We start from the raw sequence: 15,975 nt of genomic DNA on the forward strand, positions 1-15,975 counted from the left end.
CGCAAAGCCACTGAGCTGACGGAGGGCTTTCAGGTAGGGATATCCTAATCTAGCATGTGATCGTCGGTCATATGACCGCGCATCCACACAAGGAAAGACCAGAGCGAATGAAGAGACTTGCCCTTGATGCAGCAGACATCCGCATTCTCAGCGCGCTCCAGCAGCATGGGCAGTTGAGCAAGGCCAAGCTGGCAGAGCTGAGCGGGCTTTCCGCGACCCCCTGCTGGGCGCGGCTGACCCGGTTGAAAGCGGGCGGATACATTCGCGGCTATCATGCCGATATCGCGCTGGAGCGGCTCGCAGATTTCGCGCAGGTGATTGTGACGGTTTCCCTCAGCCGTCATCGAAAGGCTGATTTTGAGCGCTTTGAAGCTTTTCTCAACAGCCGGGATGAGATCATTGATTGCATCGCCACCGGTGGTGGGGTCGATTACATCATGAAGATCATCAGCCCCAGCCTCGCCGCATTTCAAGACCTGATGGAAGATTTCCATGCCGAAGACCTCGGCATTGACCGCTACATGACCCATTTTGCCACGCGCCAAGTGAAATCAGCTTTGCCGAACCTCTCGAAATTGGCCGCTGCAAATCCGAAATTGCCGCTCTGGCCCAATCGGTCCTGATATGGCCCCGCAAACGGCCTGAATGGTCTGAGAAGTGATAATCTTCGGACCACTTTTGCCGCCTCTCCTGGACTACATCTCGCAAAGGTTTTGACAGTCTCCGATCAAAGCGGTCGGGGACAAAACGGGAGGTAGTTCCAATGCAAGCAGATGATTTCGGTTTCGGCACACAGATCCGCAAGTCGCCCTATTTTGACGCGACAGTGCGTTGGGGCGCGCAGGGGTTCTCCGTCTACAACCACATGTATATCCCGCGCGATTTCGGTGATCCCGAGCAGAACTTCTGGAACCTCGTGAATGACGCGACACTCTGTGATGTGGCCGTTGAACGGCAGGTTGAAATCACCGGTCCTGACGCGGCGAAATTCACCCAGATGCTGACCTGCCGCGATCTGTCCAAGATGGCGGTCGGCCAGTGCAAATACATCCTGATCACCAATGCCGACGGCGGCATTCTGAACGATCCGGTCCTGCTGCGTCTTGCCGAGAACCATTTCTGGATCTCTCTTGCTGATAGCGACATTCTTCTTTGGGCGCAGGGGGTTGCGGTCAACTCTGGCCTTGATGTCACGATTGGTGAGCCGGATGTCTCGCCGCTGCAATTGCAAGGCCCCAAATCCGGCGAGATCATGCGCGCGCTGTTTGGCGACGGGATCATGGACCTGCGCTACTACTGGCTGCGCGAAGTCGAGCTGAACGGCATCCCGCTGATCGTGTCCCGCACCGGCTGGTCCAGCGAGCTGGGCTATGAAATCTACCTGCGCGACGGTTCCAAAGGCGATCTGCTGTGGGAAACCATTATGGCAGCCGGTCTGGAATTTGGCCTCAAGCCCGGCCACACATCCTCCATCCGCCGCATCGAAGGTGGGATGTTGTCGTATCACGCGGATGCCGACATGGGCACCAACCCCTTTGAGCTTGGGTTTGACCGGTTGGTGAACCTCGACATGGAGGCTGATTTCATCGGCAAGGCCGCGTTGCGCCGTATCAGGGACGAAGGTGTCAGCCGTAAGCAGATCGGCCTGATCATCGACGGCGATCCTCTTGCGGGTCCCAACACGACATTCTGGGACATCAATTCGGGTGGCGAAGCAATCGGCAAGGTCACCTCTGCGGTTTATTCCCCGCGTTTGGAGCAGAACATCGCCTTGGCCATGGTGTCAGCGGAACACGCCAACATCGGTGCACAGGTTGAGGTCGTCACGAAATCCGGCCCCGTCCGCGCAACAATCTGCGAGCGCCCGTTCTATGATCCCAAAAAACAGATCGCTGCCGCTTAACGTCCTGCTACATGAAAGAATACCGAAATGTCAGATCTCGCGATTGAGCTGCACTGGCAGCGCGCAGCGCCCGTATTGCAAACCGGTGCCTATTCGAACGAGCACACCGTGCAATACAACAACCGCTATGACCTGCTGGTCGATTCCGCCCCTGATTGGGGCGGAAACCCGGAGAACACAAACCCCGAACAGGCCCTCGCCTCGGCGCTATCGAGCTGCCATATGATGACCTTTCTTGCGCTGGCCGCAAAGGCGGGCTGGCCGGTGGCAAGCTACCACGATTATGCCGAGGCCCATCTGGGCAAGAACCCCAAGGGCCAGATGTCGGTAACGCGGATTGATCTGCATCCGGTGGTGCGTTTTGACACCGGCTTTACGGTGGGCGACGCCGAACTGGCGCAGATGCAGGACCGCGCGCACCGCTACTGCTTTATTGCGAACACCCTCGCCGACAGTGTCGAAATCAACATTCTTTAGCGCTCGAATAAGGGATACCCCCCGTGACCACATCTGACATCCTGCTGCGCGTTCTGGACGGGACCGGAATATTGCGCCTGACCTTGAATGACGTGCGTCGGCGCAATGCCTTGTCCGAGGCGATGCTGGCGGAACTCGGTGCTGCGTTTGCAGCCGCCGGGACCGATCCGAATGTGCGGGTCATTGTCCTGGCGGCCAATGGCCCTGCGTTTTGTGCAGGCCATGACCTCAAGGAAATGACCGCTGGGCGTTTGAACGGAGATGGTGGGAAAGCCTATTTTGCCCATGTCATGTCCATGTGCGCAGGCGTGATGCAAGGCATCGTGAATTGCCCCAAACCCGTCATCGCTGAGGTCACAGGCATCGCAACGGCCGCAGGCTGCCAGCTGGTCGCAAGCTGTGATCTGGCCATTGCGGCGGACACGGCGCAATTCAGCACACCGGGTGTTCACATCGGGTTGTTCTGCTCGACCCCGATGGTGGCGCTGTCGCGCAATGTGGCGGACAAACACGCGATGGAAATGCTGCTGACCGGTGACATAACCTCAGCCGCGCGGGCCGCCGAAATCGGCCTTGTGAACCGCGTCGCGGCACCTGACGCGTTGCAAACGGTAACGATGGAGTTGGCGCGCAAGATTGCGTCAAAATCCAGCATGACGCTGGCAACCGGCAAACGCGCCTATTACGCCCAGCGCGAGATGTCGCTGCCCGATGCCTACGATTACGCCTCTGCTGTGATGGTCGATAACATGCTAGCGCAAGACGCCGAAGAAGGCATTGGTGCCTTCTTCGAAAAGCGCGCGCCCCAATGGCAGGACGCCTGAGCCATGACCGCAAACCCCTATAATACCGATCTGGACCGCAATCCTGCAAACCATCAGCCGCTGACGCCGCTGACATTTCTGGAACGCGCGGCCTCGGTCTTTCCTGATCACACTGCGATCGTGCATGGCCCGTTGCGGCGCAATTATTCGGCGTTTTATGCGCGATCACGTCAGTTGGCCTCTGCTTTGGCACAGCAAGGCATCGGGCGCGGTGACACGGTGTCGGCCCTGCTGGCCAATACGCCCGCAATGCTGGAATGCCACTACGGTGTTCCCATGTGTGGCGGGGTCCTGCATTCCGTGAACACACGGCTAGATGCGTCGGTGATTGCGTTTCAGCTGGACCATGCCATGTGCAAAATCGTCATCGTAGACCGCGAATTCATGCCCTTGATGCAGGATGCGCTGGCGCTGGCAACAGTGCGCCCGCTTGTCATCCAATACGACGACGCTGAATTCTGCGGACCCGTTACCGAGGCAGATGCGCAGGATTACGAGGCCTTCCTGTCGACGGGCAATCCTGAATTCGACTGGCTGATGCCGCTGGATGAATGGGACGCGATTTCGATCAACTACACATCGGGGACGACAGGCGATCCAAAGGGTGTGGTTTCGCACCACCGTGGTGCCTATCTGCTGGCGCAGGGCAATGCGCTGACGACGTCGATGGCGAAACATGCGGTCTATCTGTGGACGCTGCCAATGTTCCACTGCAATGGCTGGTGTTTCCCATGGACGCTGTCGGCGATCATCGGCACCCATGTCTGCCTGCGTCAGGTGCGGGCAGGACCAATCTGGGCCGCTTTGGCAGATGAGCACGTCACCCACCTGTGCGGCGCGCCAATTGTCATGTCGCTGATGATCTCGGCCCCCGAGGCCGAAAAGCGCCAACTTGATCATACCGTGCAATTCTTTACCGCCGCCGCCCCGCCGCCGGAGAAGCTACTCGCGGATATGAAAACCTCAGGCTTTGACGTCACGCATCTCTATGGGCTGACTGAAACCTACGGCCCTGCCGTGGTGAATGACTGGCATCAGGACTGGTCCGATCTGCCGCCCGCCGAGCAGGCAAAGCTGAAATCGCGCCAAGGCGTGCGCTATCTGCCGCTGGAAGGATTGGATGTGCTGGACCCGGACACCATGCTGCCCGTGCCGTGCGACGGGAAAACCATGGGCGAGGTGATGTTTCGCGGCAACGTCGTCATGAAGGGGTATTTCCGCAATCCCACAGCCACCCAAGAGGCCTTTGCAGGCGGCTGGTTCCATTCCGGCGATCTCGGCGTGCGGCACGCGGACGGCTATATTCAGCTGAAGGATCGCTCCAAGGACATCATCATTTCGGGCGGCGAGAATATTTCGTCCATAGAGGTGGAAGAAGCGCTTTATCGTCACCCCGCCGTCGCGATTGCTGCCGTGGTGGCCATGCCGCACGAAAAATGGGGCGAAACGCCCTGTGCTTTTGTGGAACTGGCTACAGGTGAACATGTAGATGCCGCCACACTGCGCGCGTGGTGCAAGGACCAGCTTGCGCCCTACAAGGTGCCCGGACAGTTCGTGTTCATGCCGATCCCGCGCACGTCAACCGGCAAGATCCAGAAATTCATCTTGCGCGATCAGGCCCAGAAGATCGCGGAAAACGCACATGCAGGTCAAATGACACCGGCTCAGTAAGCCGGTGTCAATTGCGATCCTGTCAGGCTGGCAAAACCTTTGATCGTTGCTCGCCCAATCCGTCGATACCCAAGGTCACAACCTCCCCGCCGTGCAGATACCGCTGCGGGGATTGACCCATCCCCACGCCCGGAGGCGTGCCGGTTGAAATGACATCCCCCGACTGCAGGCTCATGAACTGGCTGCAATAGGACACGAGGTGCGGGATCTTGAAGATCAATGTCGCGGTTGATCCTGTCTGCATGCGTTTGCCATCCACATCCAGCCACATCCCCATGTTGTCCATGTCTGCGATCTCATCAACTGTGACGAGCCAAGGCCCTGTTGGCCCAAAGGTATCGCAGCCTTTGCCCTTGTCCCACGTGCCTGCCCGATTGAGCTGAAAATCGCGCTCTGACACATCGTTGATCACACAAAACCCTGCGACATGGTCCATCGCGTTGGCCTCGTCGATATAAGAGCCCGGTTCGCCGATCACGACGCCCAATTCGACCTCCCAATCGGTTTTGACCGAACCGCGCGGGACCTGAATGTCATCATTCGGGCCGACCACCGCAGAGGTCCATTTGTTGAAGATGATGGGTTCTTCGGGGATCGGCATCCCCGCCTCTTCGGCGTGATCGGCGTAGTTCAGGCCGATGCAGACAAATTTGCCGATATTCCCGACACAGGCCCCAAGGCGCAGATCGCCCTGTGGTGTGCCGTCAACGAGCGGCAGCGTTTCCGGGTCCAGCCCGTGCAGCGCCTTCAGGCCAGCGGGGCGCAATGTCTCACCAGAGATATCCGGGACCACGCCCGACAGATCGCGCACGCGGCCTGACGCATCCAGAAGTCCGGGTTTTTCTGCGCCGGGCGCGCCGTAGCGGAGAAGCTTCATATCGTGTCCTCATAATTATGACTTGAATATCGTGTCATCAGGCAGCGCCACGTGCCGCCCACAGGGCGCCACGGCGGATAATCTCGGTGACTTGCGGCACCTTCAGGTCGTCCAACTCGTGGCCGATTGAGCAATAGAAGACGCGGCCCATGTCCCAGCGGCGTTTCCAGACAACCGGGATCACGGTGCCTTCGATCAACCACAGATGATCGCCCGAAAACGTCGTGGTCGCCAGGACCTCGTTCGATGGATCGACGAGCATATGGTATTGCTCGGTCGTCAGGCGGAAACTCTTGATGTCTTGCACAATCGGATCGTCGGGTTTGCAGATGGTCACATCGTAATCAATATGGTCTTCGCGCGGCTGCAGGTTGTCGGGCCATCCGGGCGGATGAGCCACAAACTGACCGCCGATCAGGAAATGATAGGTCGGGCGATCACGGAACGCATCCCCCATATGCCCGTGCCAACCAGCCGCCAACAAACCGCGCCGCTTTCATGGTGTATCCTTTCGCATGTAGGTCGATATCGACGCCATATCGCGGGCGCCATAACCTGCCTTTTCCGCCTCGATCAATTTGGCCAGTGTGGTTCGGCCTTGCGGCATCGCAGTGCCACGTCGATCTGCAAGCTGTGCCGTCACCTCCATGTGTTTGCGGGCCAGTGCCACGGTAAAGGTGACATCGTGATCTGCCTCGTTCAGATAGAGCGGCCGCCGGTATTTGAGCATTGGCGCACAGGCCGCAGAGGCAGCGATCACATCGAATGCCTGCTCAGACGTGATGCCGGAGGCTTCGGCCAGGGTCATCGTTTCGGCAAGCGTCTGAATAATCCCGTGGATCAGCGAATTCACCGCCAGTTTCATCACAGCCCCTGCCCCGGACTGACTGAGATAGATGGTTTGTCGGCTCACCGCATCGAATACGGCCGCGAGGTCCGCATCATCGTCACGGCAGCCGGCCATGATCAGCAGGTCTGCATCCGCGGCAGCTTGTGTCGCCCCGCAAACCGGCGCATCAATCACCCAGATATTCTCTGGCGCCGTTGCGAACAGATCGGCGATGTGGTCAGGCCTCATCTTGCCCATTTCCACCAAGGTCGCGCTGCCTGTCGAGGCAAACAATCCGCCGCGTCCGAGATGCACTGCATAAGAGGCCGCGTCATCGGCCAACATCGTGACAACGATGTCGGCCCGCGCCGCCAGATCCACAGGGGTCAGCACTGCCAGACAGCCTTCGGATTTTGATCCGACCCGGCGATCAGGCCTTCTTTGATATCCTGCAATCCTATCAGGGATATCGCACCTGCTACTACCGCAGGTTCAACGTCGGCCGCGCGACCCCATGGCATAATGACGCCTATGTGAAGGCGCGCGAATGGATTGATGCCTCCATCGCGACGATCAAACCCGGCGTCTCCACCGACAAGGTGGCCGAGGTTTGACCAACAGCCCAGAAGCTCGGCTTTGCAAATGAAGATCAGGGCGTTGGGCACCAGGGCTGCCGCAGTATGCGCCGACTTTTCCCATATGGGTCAAGCCGGGGCCGAGGACGTGATAGGCTTTGCCGCCGGCGCGGTGCTGGTGGCCCTGCTGCTGGTCGCCACCCCCGCAGGCAGCATCACCCTGCCGGTGCTGCTGCTGATCTACGCCACCCTCTCCCTGATCGCCTGGCTGGTCTTGCGCCACTTCTTCAAGGGCCCCAAAGGCCAGGTGAAACACTTCGACCACGATATCAACGATTGAACAAAGCCCCGTCCGGTCTGCACTGGGCGGGGATCCCCGAGCAGCCAATCGACATTTGGGAGACCACTGAGCAGCGCCCGCGCGCCGATGTAGTCGCACCTGACCGTCGGTAACGAACAGATCGAGCGGGTGCCCTGGCTGTCGCAGATGGCATGCAGCTTGGTGTTCATTCTACACTTGCCTCGCCCCCTCTCTGGACATTGCTGCGCAATGCCCTGCCGGGCAAGGGATCAGGCGGCCGCACCTCCCTTCGTCGGGGAATTGATCCACTGGATCAGTTCCTTATCCTCCATAGTTCGCGGCCGTGCTGGTCGCTGTGCGGTGGGCTTTTAGATACGTCGCGTCAATCATCACGGCCTGTTCTTCGCCGTGCCCGGCGGCCGGCCCCGCCATCATCCGCGCGAAGATGCCTTTCTCGCTCCAGCGCGTTCAGCGGCTGTAGAGAGACTTATGCGGGCCGTACTCCCGAGGAGCATCGCACCAGCGCAACCCATTGCAGTTGATAAAGATATTCCGCTCAACACACGTCGGCCATCAACGCAGGGCTCGCCGTGGGACTTGGGAAAGAAGGGCTCAAGGCGAGCCATATGCGCATCCGTCAGCCAAAAAAATCAGACAATTCACCGCTCCGTTTTCGGAACCGTGAATCACGCGTTGCAGCAGAAACCTTCTGATCCTGTCCCTAGGCCTCTCGTTTGGCAGACACCATCAGCCACCATCCAAGTAGCGGAAAACCAACAAGCTCGAAGGCGAACGAAGGGGCAATGGCAGCGCTGAATACCCCGCCGGTGTCCATGGCGCTAAGTCGGAACAGACCCGCAACTGCAATCATCGCCGACAGAATGATCAAGGTTGGGCGAAGCTGGCGCATTGCAAAACCTCCGATCATGAACACAGCACCGACGCCAAACCAGACACCACCAATAAATCGTATGTGACTATCTTGAGCATGGAATGTTGCCGCATCGGTGATCGAAACGAAGTCACGTGTCGATTGCCATCCCAGTGTCTTTATCCCGCCAAGGCCGACGTTCAAACCTAGGAGGACGATGACGGCACCAATGATCACGACGACCGCGTTCAGTAGTTTGATCTTCTTCATTTCATGTCTCCTAGAGGTTGGCGCTGAGGCTGAATAATAATTGGTACGCGTTCCATATTAATGAAAACTTGACATTGCAAGATTTATTTGGGACGCGTTCCAGATTAAATTGGAGTGTCCAACCATGGCTAGACGCGCTGGCAGACCTCGCCGAAGCGAGACCGATATCCTTGGATTCCAGGCAAAAATTGGGAAGCACGCGCTTGAGATTTACCAAGCAGAAGGCTTCGAAGCGATTTCAATCCGGCGTCTGGCGAAGGAGGTTGGATGCGCGCCGATGACGATCTATGCGCATTTAGAGGGCAAGACAGATATCCTGCGATACCTTTGGGCGGACGTCCTATCGGACATGTCAGATGAAATCCGGAAGACGCTAACGGATATCGCTGCTCCATATGAACGGTTGCAGTCGGCGGCACAAACATTTGTCGCCTATTGGACCAATCATCCCGATCATTTTCGACTTGTCTTTATGTCCAACGACGTGAACCGCGCGGATGTCAGTACCTTCGTGAGCGATGAGAAGACCCTGGCACATTTCGCAGTCTTTTCAGATTTGATCCGAGAGGTTCTTCCGGACGCAGCCGATGTTCAAGTGAGGACCGACACGCTCATATCGGGAATGATCGGCATTGCTCTTTGCATGAACACTATCCCTGATTACCCTTGGGTCGATGCACCACTGATGACCGAACGTTTATTAAAAAGCGTCGTTGCATAAGCCGATAGGCAGTTTCGGAATGAGACAGACTTCCATGCGATCAGCAGCATTAGACACAGTGGGCCGGTAGCATACTTGAGGCGATGCGGCGCCGAGAGACCAGCCCAAGCTTGTCCCGGCTCAGGCCCGCCGAAATCACCCAATGCCGCACCTTAGACGGACCGTGGCTTTCAAAACTAGCGGTTGCGCTGCTACCCAGCTTTGACAGCGGCGCAGGACGGGACGGGTCGCCGTTGCCATAGCATCACGATGATCGCTGTCACCACGATCTGAACAGATGCGAAAACGAACATGGCCGACAGCAGGCCGAGCCTGTCCGCCAGTGCGCCGCTGGCAATCACGGGCAGCGAGAAGCCGAAATAGGCATAGACGAAGAGACCCGCCGTCGCCCGCGCCCGATCATCCGGCGCATGTAACGAGACCTCTGCCAGAGCGGCGAGATAGGTAAAGCCATAGCTGGCCGCACTGGTGATGCAGGTGCCGATCAGAACAAATGCCAGAACCTTCAACCAGACACCGGCCAGAAGAATGAGAAAGCCGAGCGGGATCAGGACAAACCCGAGGGCGAGCGCCCGTTCGTTGGTCATGCGGCGGGCAATCGGCTGGCACAGAAAGCCCACAAAGATCGCAAGAAAGATGACAAGGCCCGTCCAGCCGCCAAGGTCGTTCGCGGCAAGTTCCAGCGGAACAACCGCAATGGTCATGCCTGTCGTGGACCAGGCCAGCGCCATCGCGGCCCCGAAGACCCAAGCGCCAGCCGGGAACACCGGCAGGCGCAGAACCGATACCGGCTTGGGCGTGTCGACCCGCGGCAATGCAAGGACAAGGACCGCAAGCACCGGTGCTGCCACAAACAGCGCGATATAACTCGCAGGCAGCAAACTTGGCCCCTGCACACCAAGGCTGATACCGGTCGCCAGAGCGCCACCACCAAAGCCGAGAGATGTTGCCGAGGTGACAATCAGAGCGGCGCTCCTTGCGCGCTCCGCGCCGCGAATTTCCGTCATATAGGCGGTTCCGGCAGTCGTCGCGAGACCTGTCCCGATCCCGAGCAGGAAGCGCGCGATGACCAGGCTTGTCCAGCTTGGCACCTGCACCAGCAGCGCGGTTGCGACGACTCCGAAGATCAGCGCCAGTGCAATCGGAACCCGGCGACCGATCCGATCCGATAGCCCGCCCACCAGCAGCAGCGTCGGCATGAGACCTCCGACATAGGCCGCGAACGCGACCGTCACTGCCGTCGCCCCAACGTCGCTTTCGGCGGCATAGACATCATAGAGTGGAGCCTGAAGGTTCACGGCGAATGTCACCGTGAACAAGCCAAAGGCAAGAAGCGAAATCGGGATGAGTTTGGACATGGGGTGGACCTTGAAGGTTGACTTCAGATCGGAATGCCATGAGCCTTTAAATATGACAATTTTTCTATTGTACTAATGACAGTGAAGAGATGAGGAAATCCAGATACATACGCTTGGCCGACATGCTCTCGGCAGTGATCCGGCAGGGCAAGCTTGCCCCGGGCACGAAACTCCCGACACATCGGGCGTTTGCGGAGCAGTTCAACGTCGCCCTCGCCACGGCGACGCGCGCCTACGGGGAGCTTGAACGCCGCGGGCTGATTATCGGCGAGGCTGGTCGCGGCACCTATGTGCGCGACCTTGACCTGCCGACGACGCTTGGTGTTCGACAGACCGTCAGCGATGGTCTCGTAGACCTCGTCTTCAACATGCCGGGTGACGCAGCCGATGCAGATATGCTGCGTGCTGGCCTTCGGCGGCTTGCGACCACGGGTGATCTTGAGGCGATGCTGCGCTACCAGCCCCATGGCGGACGCACCCACGAACGCCGGATCATCGCCGAAAATCTCACATCAACGCTTGGTCCCATTGATCCCGAATGCCTGTTGGTCACCTCCGGTGGCCAGCATGGATTGGCCATCATCGCCCTTGGGCTATTTCAACGCGGTGACGCCATCGCCACCGACACGCTGACCTACCCCGGCTTCAAATCCATCGCGACATTGCAGGGGATTGACCTTATCCCGGTGGACGGGCGGGACGGCGTGATGAGCCCGGATGATCTGGACAGACAGTGCCGCGACCGAAAGATCCGGGCAATCTATCTGATGCCCACCGTCCATAATCCCCTGGGCGCAGTCATGGACGAACCAACGCGCCACCGTCTGATCGGCGTCGCGCGCAAACATGATCTTCTGGTGATCGAGGACGCTGCATACGCCTTTCTGGAGCCGGACCCGCCGCCGAGCCTCATCTCGCTTGCGCCGGAGCGTACCGTTCATGTGGGCGGCTTCTCCAAGAGCCTCGCCACGGGGCTACGCCTGGGATACGTGATCGCCCCTGCAAACCACTGCGACAGACTGCTTGAAGCGATCCGGGCGACGACTTGGAACACCCCGGCGCTCATTTCCGGTCTGGTCACGGGCTGGGTGGAAGATGGCACGCTGGTGGCTTCGGAGGAAAACCGCAGACGGGATGGCGCTGAGCGCCAGCAGCTCTGCCGGACCGCGTTGGGTGGCGCGCGCATCCTGTCGCACCCGAATGCAGGTTTTGCCTGGCTGCCGTTGGAGAAGGGTGTCCGCGCCGAGCCTATCGTCACACGTCTGAAAGAACACGGCATCTCGGCATCGGGAGCAGACCCCTTTGCGACAACCGTTGCTGTGCCACAGGCATTGCGGCTCGCTTTCGGTGGCATTTCAAAGAGTGAGTTGAGGGAGGTTTTCCAGACCGTCCGAAAAGCCGTCGAGGAAACTTCGATAGCCTAGGGAAGCTCCGGCACCGGCTGTCGAGCGAATACCGCGAACTGACGTTTGCCGCCGGTTCATCTTTGGTGCCGCTTGCTGACGGCACATCCGGCAAAGGGGGGAATGAGCATTGGCAGCCGTGTCATGCCAAACATCCAACACTCCGCACCCATCCGAAAGGCAGGGCTTCAGACACGGGCGGCCTCATCGGCCAGAAACGCCCCCTGACACCAGACACGTATGGCGCATGGACAGTTGCAACCGCAAACCGTGCGAAAGCAGGCACCTTGATGTGGTGCCTGCTTCGATTGCTATAATGGTCCCCTAGGCAAACAGGATGTCATCTGATCCCAAAATGGTGATCGTCACAGTTTCCGTATCCAGACCGCCATCGCCGTCATCGACCGTGTAGGCGAAGCTGTCTGTGGCCGTCTCCCCGCTGTTCAAATGCTCGAACATACCGTCGGCGGAATAGGTGAACGTGCCGTCGCCGTTGTTGATGACGTTGCCAAGGGTGCCGCTGTCATCAACCGTGAACACAAAGGTATCGCTGTCAGGATCGGTGACATCCGCCGCAACCGTAACCGAGGGGCTTGGGCCATTCAGGGTCGAGCTGAAAGAAGCGCCGTCGACACGCAGATCATCCGTCCGCAAAAACTCGTAGTTCAGCGGGCCGACCGAAATCTGGGCATCCACCGTGACACCGCCTCCAAGATCCAGGCCTGAGATGTCCAGCTCGATGCTGTCGATGTTCTGATTGGTGTCGGCAAACAAAATCCACTGAGGGTTCGACAGGTCGACATCGCCGTTGCCCCCGTTGATGACCCAATCGGTCGAGGCGATTGTCTGTCCCGTCCCATCCACGAACACCTCGCCCGCGAATGCCCAGCCGGTGCTATTGGGGTTGGGCTGGACGATCACGCCGTTGCCCTCGCTGAGATACTGCGCGGCGATCTGATCAAAGGTGAAATTCGCGCCCCCGTCGCGCTGGATAGACGCCGCCGTGCCCGTGTCGAAATCGTAGACATAGAAACGCCCGATATTGGGGATCGTTTGGGCCCCGACGCTGTCGGAACTGGCGACCTGCGGATCTTCGCCAACCGTGCCGGTCACCGCTTGTGCCACCGGGGCGTCGTTTGTGCCGTTCACTGTGAACGACAGGGTTTGCGTGTCAGAGCCGCCGTTGCCGTCCTGCACGGTCACGTCATACTCGATCATCAGCGTCTCGCCCGCGGCCAGATAGGCCGCATCCACCGCGCCTATGTCAAAAGCCCAGTCCACGGAGCCGGACGCTTGCGCTGCGGTGCTGTTCACGCTGAGTTCGATCAGGGCCAGCGCCTGCGCCGAGGTCAGCCCGCCTGCATCGCCCACAAAGCGCACCGCATCAATCTCTGCCGTGTGCTCATCCGTGACATCGACATCGTTGAATTCAATCGTGCCCTGACGGGTGATCTCCATATCGTAGTCAAGGCCGACAAAGTAATTGGTCTCGTTGTCACCATCACTCGCCAGAAACAGCTTGAGACCCAAAGACGGATCAATCGCGTTGGTTTGATCGGGTGTTGAGGACGCCGGGTCAAAGCCATCGAACGTGCCAATCAGCGCACCCGAACTGCTGAACACCGAGATGACATCGCTGAGGCCGTCGAGGACGATTTCGAGGCTAAAGGTATTCTGCTGCCCGCCGCTCAGATTGAGTAGGTTCAGCTCAATCGCACCATCCTGTAGCGAGTCTCCCGGCTGCGAGTCCGTCTTGAGTTCGCCGTTATACAGGCGTCCCGCCCTGCTGTTGACAGAGAAATACGACACCTGGCCGACACCATCGGTGAGACCAAAAAAGACGTCCTGATCGCCGCCTGTCCGTGCGACTTCACCCTGAACAGTCACGACGACTTTGTCGTTCGCCTCCAACGCGCCTTGCTCGACAATATCAAAAACGGTGTGTGGCGCACGCCTGTCTTCGGTGTTGATATTCACCCGCATCGCATCCTGACCGCCGACCGTCTGGATCGAAGCCGTGCCGCTTGTGGGATCAAAGGCCTCGATGAAATCTTGCGCGTCAAAGCTGCCGGTTGTGGTAAAGCCCGCGCCGATCTCTTCCACCAGATCAGAGTTCGCGACATCGATGATCGGCGCGTCGTTCTGGCCGGTGATGGTGACAGTGACCGTCTCAGTGGAAGTGCCGCCATTGCCGTCATCCACAGTGTAGGCGAAGCTGTCGGTTGCTGTCTCTCCAACCGCGAGGCTGTCAAACGCGCCGCTGGGGCCATAGCCAAACGTGCCATCGCCGTTGTCGGTGACCGCGCCAAGCGTGCCTGTGGTGTCGACGCTGAACGTGTGGCTGTCAGCGGCATCGACATCTGTGAAGTCCGCCGCAATGGTGATGGCAGGACCGTCTTCGTCGGCAGTATCGGTTACCGCCATGGCAACCGGCGCGTCGTTCTGGCCGGTGACGGTGATCGTCACGGTTTCGGTCGCAGTGCCGCCATTGCCATCATCCACAGTGTAGGTGAAGCTGTCGGTTGCTGTCTCTCCAACCGCGAGGCTGTCAAACGCGCCGCTGGGGTCATAGCCAAACGTGCCATCGCCGTTGTCGGTGACCGCGCCAAGCGTGCCTGTGGTGTCGACGCTGAACGTGTGGCTGTCAGCGGCATCGACATCTGTGAAGTCCGCCGCAATGGTGATGGCAGGGCCGTCTTCGTCGGCAGTATCGGTTACCGCCATGGCAACCGGCGCGTCGTTCTGGCCGGTGACGGTGATCGTCACGGTTTCGGTCGCAGTGCCGTCATTGCCATCATCCACAGTGTAGGTGAAGCTGTCGGTTGCTGTTTCTCCAACCGCGAGGCTGTCAAACGCGCCGCTGGGGTCATAGCCAAACGTGCCATCGCCGTTGTCGGTGACCGTTCCCAGCGTAGCACTCGTGTCGATGCTGAATGTGTGGGTGTCGGTGGCATCCACGTCCGAGTAATCAGCCGAAACGGTGACGGCCGGGCCGTCTTCGTCAACGGTCGCAGACACGGCCATGGCTACAGGGGCGTCGTTTTGTCCTTCGATCACAATATCATAGGTGACAGTTGTGATATTGCCTTCGTCATCCGATATCACCAGCGTCACGGTTTCGGTTGTGCTCTCGCCCGCGCCGAGACTGTCGTAGGCGGTCCCGGGATTAAAGGACAGGCTTGCACCGCCGCCGACCCCGATTTGGCTGGTCTGGCTGGCTCCACTGTCCTGCGCGGTCAATGTCCCGCCGCCGGTAACACTTGCCGATACCAGTTCCACCGATGTCCCGTCCAGGTCGTAGTAATCCACCTGGAACTGCAGCGCGTCACCTTCTGACGTGCTCAAACCATCATCGCGCAGGATCACCAGAGGCGCGTTGTCGCCCGCCAGATCAAATGTGAAATCGTCGAATTGCAGCACTTCAAAACTGTGCAGGAAATCGCAGCCGTCCTCGCCCTGGACATAGGTCCAGGGTCCACGGCCAAAACCTGAAACCTGATAGTCCAGCACAGAACCGGAAAAAACCGCAGTGTCCCGTCCCTTGCCACCAAACATGACATCGTTGCCGCCGCCGCCTTCTACGGTGTCGTCACCTCGTCCGGTATAGATACGGTCACGGTACTCGGAGCCGGTGACCTCATCGTTTCCCCGGCGCGTCCAGATGAATTGTCCACGGGATGCGTCCGACGCATCTACTTCCATATCAGTATTTCTCAGATAACCACGACCGCGATATCCCATGGTGATACTCCGTTATTGTCATTGGACAGCTTTCGGGCCCCATCCCCTAGCCTTCCTGCGACCTCTGATCCGAGACCAGAAACACGCAAAAACAAGCTAATTTTTAATAAGTTAAGGATGGGAGCGACAATCACCCGAACGGGTGATTTTTATG

The 15,975-nt window shown here is 58.9% G+C and carries 14 protein-coding genes and 2 pseudogenes; 9 read left to right on the plus strand and 7 right to left on the minus strand.

Annotation, left to right across the window (positions count from 1 at the left end):
- Nucleotides 1–107: 107 nt before the first annotated feature.
- The 5 genes from VWY34_RS16275 to VWY34_RS16295 all read left to right on the plus strand — a co-directional run bounded on the left by VWY34_RS16275 (nucleotide 108) and on the right by VWY34_RS16295 (nucleotide 4,875).
- Nucleotides 108–623 (plus strand): Lrp/AsnC family transcriptional regulator, encoded by a 516-nt coding sequence (locus VWY34_RS16275; RefSeq protein WP_416539814.1) that lies wholly within the window; start codon nucleotides 108–110, stop codon nucleotides 621–623.
- 140 nt (nucleotides 624–763) lie between these two features.
- Complete coding sequence (locus VWY34_RS16280; protein WP_416546222.1) at nucleotides 764–1,903, plus strand: glycine cleavage T C-terminal barrel domain-containing protein; 1,140 nt, start codon at nucleotides 764–766, stop codon at nucleotides 1,901–1,903.
- A gap of 27 nt (nucleotides 1,904–1,930) precedes the next feature.
- Entirely contained in the window at nucleotides 1,931–2,380 is a 450-nt protein-coding gene (locus VWY34_RS16285; protein ID WP_340545937.1) for an OsmC family protein, read from the plus strand.
- A 23-nt stretch (nucleotides 2,381–2,403) separates the two neighbouring features.
- Nucleotides 2,404–3,204, plus strand: a complete 801-nt coding sequence (locus tag VWY34_RS16290; protein WP_416546224.1) for an enoyl-CoA hydratase — start codon at nucleotides 2,404–2,406, stop codon at nucleotides 3,202–3,204.
- A 3-nt stretch (nucleotides 3,205–3,207) separates the two neighbouring features.
- Nucleotides 3,208–4,875 (plus strand): acyl-CoA synthetase, encoded by a 1,668-nt coding sequence (locus VWY34_RS16295; RefSeq protein ID WP_416546226.1) that lies wholly within the window; start codon nucleotides 3,208–3,210, stop codon nucleotides 4,873–4,875.
- 22 nt (nucleotides 4,876–4,897) lie between these two features.
- Here VWY34_RS16295 and VWY34_RS16300 read toward each other — a convergent pair whose 3' ends face one another.
- Genes VWY34_RS16300 through VWY34_RS16310 form a run of 3 tightly spaced genes read right to left on the minus strand, consistent with a single transcriptional unit; the run spans nucleotide 4,898 to nucleotide 7,049 of the window.
- The gene (locus VWY34_RS16300; protein WP_416546228.1) at nucleotides 4,898–5,752 is read right to left on the minus strand and encodes a fumarylacetoacetate hydrolase family protein; all 855 of its coding nucleotides are present in this window, start codon (nucleotides 5,750–5,752) and stop codon (nucleotides 4,898–4,900) included.
- A gap of 37 nt (nucleotides 5,753–5,789) precedes the next feature.
- Entirely contained in the window at nucleotides 5,790–6,236 is a 447-nt protein-coding gene (locus VWY34_RS16305) for a ThuA domain-containing protein (protein ID WP_416549114.1), read from the minus strand.
- Nucleotides 6,237–6,248: 12 nt separating this feature from the next.
- Nucleotides 6,249–7,049, minus strand: a complete 801-nt coding sequence (locus VWY34_RS16310) for an NAD(P)-dependent oxidoreductase (protein WP_416546480.1) — start codon at nucleotides 7,047–7,049, stop codon at nucleotides 6,249–6,251.
- On the opposite strand from VWY34_RS16310, the pseudogene VWY34_RS16315 reads away from it, so the two are divergent.
- Both VWY34_RS16315 and VWY34_RS16320 read left to right on the plus strand, forming a co-directional pair.
- A pseudogene (locus VWY34_RS16315) lies at nucleotides 6,932–7,192 on the plus strand (M24 family metallopeptidase); the annotation flags it as partial. The gene VWY34_RS16310 and the pseudogene VWY34_RS16315 sit on opposite strands and share 118 nt — an antisense overlap.
- An 88-nt stretch (nucleotides 7,193–7,280) precedes the next feature.
- Complete coding sequence (locus tag VWY34_RS16320) at nucleotides 7,281–7,496, plus strand: hypothetical protein (RefSeq protein WP_416546232.1); 216 nt, start codon at nucleotides 7,281–7,283, stop codon at nucleotides 7,494–7,496.
- A 32-nt stretch (nucleotides 7,497–7,528) separates the two neighbouring features.
- Here the strand turns inward: VWY34_RS16320 and VWY34_RS16325 are convergent.
- A pseudogene (locus VWY34_RS16325) lies at nucleotides 7,529–8,083 on the minus strand (IS5 family transposase); the annotation flags it as partial.
- A 95-nt stretch (nucleotides 8,084–8,178) separates the two neighbouring features.
- Complete coding sequence (locus VWY34_RS16330) at nucleotides 8,179–8,598, minus strand: DUF4345 domain-containing protein (RefSeq protein WP_416546234.1); 420 nt, start codon at nucleotides 8,596–8,598, stop codon at nucleotides 8,179–8,181.
- Nucleotides 8,599–8,722: 124 nt separating this feature from the next.
- Between VWY34_RS16330 and VWY34_RS16335 the strand changes: the two genes are divergently transcribed.
- Nucleotides 8,723–9,319: a TetR/AcrR family transcriptional regulator gene (locus tag VWY34_RS16335; protein ID WP_416546236.1), complete on the plus strand. Its 597-nt coding sequence runs from the start codon at nucleotides 8,723–8,725 to the stop codon at nucleotides 9,317–9,319.
- A 191-nt stretch (nucleotides 9,320–9,510) separates the two neighbouring features.
- Here VWY34_RS16335 and VWY34_RS16340 read toward each other — a convergent pair whose 3' ends face one another.
- Nucleotides 9,511–10,677, minus strand: coding sequence for an MFS transporter (locus VWY34_RS16340; RefSeq protein WP_416546238.1), 1,167 nt, complete (start codon nucleotides 10,675–10,677; stop codon nucleotides 9,511–9,513).
- 89 nt (nucleotides 10,678–10,766) lie between these two features.
- Here VWY34_RS16340 and VWY34_RS16345 point away from each other — a divergent pair, with 89 nt between their 5' ends.
- The gene (locus tag VWY34_RS16345) at nucleotides 10,767–12,101 is read left to right on the plus strand and encodes a PLP-dependent aminotransferase family protein (RefSeq protein ID WP_416546240.1); all 1,335 of its coding nucleotides are present in this window, start codon (nucleotides 10,767–10,769) and stop codon (nucleotides 12,099–12,101) included.
- Between the two features lie 303 nt (nucleotides 12,102–12,404).
- On the opposite strand, the gene VWY34_RS16350 is transcribed toward VWY34_RS16345, so the two are convergent.
- Entirely contained in the window at nucleotides 12,405–15,782 is a 3,378-nt protein-coding gene (locus VWY34_RS16350; RefSeq protein WP_416549116.1) for a VCBS domain-containing protein, read from the minus strand.
- Nucleotides 15,783–15,975 lie beyond the last annotated feature (193 nt).

It is taken from the genome of Phaeobacter sp. JH20_02 (assembly GCF_048056915.1).
GTDB lineage: Bacteria > Pseudomonadota > Alphaproteobacteria > Rhodobacterales > Rhodobacteraceae > Phaeobacter > Phaeobacter bryozoorum.

Excerpts from the sequence above, each read along its gene's own strand:
- VWY34_RS16275 (WP_416539814.1), top strand. The coding sequence starts at position 108 with ATGAAGAGACTTGCCCTTGATGCAGCAGACATCCGCATTCTCAGCGCG.
- VWY34_RS16280 (WP_416546222.1), top strand. The coding sequence starts at position 764 with ATGCAAGCAGATGATTTCGGTTTCGGCACACAGATCCGCAAGTCGCCC.
- VWY34_RS16285 (WP_340545937.1), top strand. The coding sequence starts at position 1,931 with ATGTCAGATCTCGCGATTGAGCTGCACTGGCAGCGCGCAGCGCCCGTA.
- VWY34_RS16295 (WP_416546226.1), top strand. The coding sequence starts at position 3,208 with ATGACCGCAAACCCCTATAATACCGATCTGGACCGCAATCCTGCAAAC.
- VWY34_RS16300 (WP_416546228.1), bottom strand. The coding sequence starts at position 5,752 with ATGAAGCTTCTCCGCTACGGCGCGCCCGGCGCAGAAAAACCCGGACTT.
- VWY34_RS16320 (WP_416546232.1), top strand. The coding sequence starts at position 7,281 with ATGGGTCAAGCCGGGGCCGAGGACGTGATAGGCTTTGCCGCCGGCGCG.
- VWY34_RS16330 (WP_416546234.1), bottom strand. The coding sequence starts at position 8,598 with ATGAAGAAGATCAAACTACTGAACGCGGTCGTCGTGATCATTGGTGCC.
- VWY34_RS16335 (WP_416546236.1), top strand. The coding sequence starts at position 8,723 with ATGGCTAGACGCGCTGGCAGACCTCGCCGAAGCGAGACCGATATCCTT.
- VWY34_RS16340 (WP_416546238.1), bottom strand. The coding sequence starts at position 10,677 with ATGTCCAAACTCATCCCGATTTCGCTTCTTGCCTTTGGCTTGTTCACG.
- VWY34_RS16345 (WP_416546240.1), top strand. The coding sequence starts at position 10,767 with ATGAGGAAATCCAGATACATACGCTTGGCCGACATGCTCTCGGCAGTG.
- VWY34_RS16350 (WP_416549116.1), bottom strand. The coding sequence starts at position 15,782 with ATGGAAGTAGATGCGTCGGACGCATCCCGTGGACAATTCATCTGGACG.